We start from the raw sequence: 1,089 nt of genomic DNA on the forward strand, positions 1-1,089 counted from the left end.
GTCGATGGGCGGTTCTGGGATGTGGTGGAGCGTGGGGATGTGGCCGGGTTGGCGGCGGAGCTTGCGGTGGATCCGGGGGTTTCGCTGGGTGAGGTGTTGCCTGCGTTGTCGTTGTGGCGGCGGCAGGAGTCGGTGCGTTCGGTGGTGGATGGCTGGCGTTATCGGGTGTCGTGGAGGCCGGTGACGGATCGGTTGGCGGCTGGGGTGTTGGGTGGTTGCTGGCTTGTGGTGGTTCCGGCGGATGAGGCTGGGGGTGCTTGGGCGGCGGGTGTGGTGCGGGTGCTGGCTGGGCGTGGTGTGGATGTGCGTGTGGTGGAGTCGGATGCGGTGGATCGTGCTGGGTTGGCGGATGAGCTGCGTGCGGCGGTTGTGGGCGGTTCGGTGGCGGGGGTGTTCTCTCTGCTGGCGGTTGAGTCGGTGTCGGGGTTGTTGCGTACGGCTGTGTTGGTGCAGGCGTTGGGTGATGCGGGTGTGGGTGGGCCGTTGTGGGTGGCGACGCGGGGTGGGGTGTCGGTGGGGCGTTCGGATGGTGTGGTGAGTCCGGCGCAGGCGTTGGTGTGGGGGCTTGGCCGGGTGGCGGCGTTGGAGTTGCCGGAGCGGTGGGGTGGTCTGGTCGATCTGCCGGAGTCGGTGGATGAGCGTGCGCTGGGTCGGCTGGCGGGTGTGCTGGCCGGGGCCGGGGCCGGGGCCGGGGCTGGTGGCTCGGGTGAGGATCAGGTCGCGGTGCGCGCATCGGGTGTCTTCGGGCGCCGGCTGGTGCGGGCGGTCGGGTCCCGGACGTCGGGCGACGAGGGCTGGCGGGCCTCCGGTTCGGTGCTGGTGACGGGCGGTACGGGTGCGCTGGGAGCACATGTCGCCCGCTGGCTGCTGGAGAACGGCGCCGAGCATGTGGTGCTGACCAGCCGTCGTGGGCTCGACGCCCCCGGGGCGGCCGAGTTGCGCGATGAGCTGGCGGCTTCGGGTGCTCGGGTGACGGTGGCCGCGTGTGATGTGGCGGACCGGGACGCGCTTGCCGAGCTGCTGGCGTCCATACCGGACGAGCTTCCGCTGACCGCCGTCGTCCACGCGGCCGGTGTGCTGGACGACGGC

General features: G+C 71.4%; 1 protein-coding gene. It reads left to right on the plus strand.

Features of this window, described 5'->3' with window-relative positions; all coding sequences use genetic code 11:
* On the plus strand, positions 1-1,089 hold a 1,089-nt coding region (locus NP777_RS46895; RefSeq protein ID WP_256656323.1), incomplete at both ends, for an SDR family NAD(P)-dependent oxidoreductase.

Origin of the sequence: Streptomyces rugosispiralis (assembly GCF_024505145.1) — a bacterium.
Classification (GTDB): Bacteria; Actinomycetota; Actinomycetes; order Streptomycetales; family Streptomycetaceae; genus Streptomyces; species Streptomyces rugosispiralis.